Annotated in this window: 1 protein-coding gene and 1 pseudogene; one reads left to right on the forward strand and one right to left on the reverse strand. The window is 68.7% G+C overall.

Features of this window, described 5'->3' with window-relative positions; translation table 11 throughout:
- Nucleotides 1–345, forward strand: a pseudogene (locus tag TN53_RS40835) (ornithine cyclodeaminase family protein); the annotation flags it as partial.
- Between the two features lie 134 nt (nt 346–479).
- Here the strand turns inward: TN53_RS40835 and TN53_RS40840 are convergent.
- Nucleotides 480–905: a DUF6003 family protein gene (locus TN53_RS40840; protein ID WP_046263943.1), complete on the reverse strand. Its 426-nt coding sequence runs from the start codon at nt 903–905 to the stop codon at nt 480–482.
- Nucleotides 906–1,076: the final 171 nt, after the last annotated feature.

A 1,076-nucleotide genomic window follows, 5' to 3' on the forward strand; every position in this document is an offset into this window, starting at 1 on the left:
GTCCACATCACCTCGGTCGGCTTCAACCCGGCCGGCCGTGAGATCGACGACGCCACCATCGCCGATGCCCTGCTGTGCGTCGAGTCGCGGCAGGCCGCCCTGGCCCCCTTCCCCGCGGGCAGCAACGACCTGCTGGCGCCCATCCGACACGGCGTCATCAAAGCCGAGCACATCCACGCCGAGCTGGGCGAACTCATCTCCGGCAGCAAACCGGGCCGCACCTCATCCGACCAGATCACCTTGTACAAATCAGTGGGGGTGGCAGTCCAGGACGCCGTCGCCGCCGCACTGGTCGTCACCGCCGCCCACGAACAATCGGCCGGCACCGACATCACCCTGACGTAACGTCGACATCCGCAACAGCCCATCACGGCCCAGAGCATCCACGCGAGGTGCCGACGGGCCGGGTCTTCGGCGCCGCCGCCAGGGTCGCCTCAGCGGTGCAGTTCGACGGCGGCTGCCATCCACAGTCCGACAGTTCAGCCCTGCACGGCCTGGACGATGTCCTGCGGGTCCAGACCGGTGAGTTGCGCGATACGCGGCGCGGGAATCCCGGAAGTGAGCGCCCGGTGGACCAGGGACTGCCAGTCCTGGGTGGTGTCGCGGAAGTTGAGCAGCTCGGACTCCATGTCCGTCACGGATTGCGGCGCGCAAGCGTGCTCCACCCGCACCGTCTCCTCCTGCGTCAGGGGCACCGGCAGCCGCTCCGCGTCCTCGGGGATGAGCACCTCGGCTCCGGCCGGGACGATCCTGACGCACTCGGAGGATGCAGGAACCCCGTGCGCATCGAGCCACCCCCGTACCGCAGGAGTCTCGGCGCACTCCAGGTCGCCGACAGTGGCCAGAGCGGCACCCAGACGCGGATGACGCTCGGGGAGAACGAACAACAAGGCATCATCGGCCATGGCCTTGGCACCCACCTTCGCAGCGAAGCATGAACACGAACGTGATGCCAATACCCCCGGAAGGCACTTCGACCCCAGGACATCGCCAACTCCCCCGCGCGGCTGGCCAGACCGACGGCAGGTACGCACGCCGCAGGGCACGCAGGTGCCACGGACAGGGCGAGCGCCCAT

This window comes from Streptomyces sp. WM6386 (genome assembly GCF_000972385.1).
Lineage (GTDB): Bacteria > Actinomycetota > Actinomycetes > Streptomycetales > Streptomycetaceae > Streptomyces.

Bases quoted from the DNA above. Each gene is read 5' to 3' on its own strand.
- TN53_RS40840 (WP_046263943.1), bottom strand. From the start codon at position 905: ATGGCCGATGATGCCTTGTTGTTCGTTCTCCCCGAGCGTCATCCGCGT.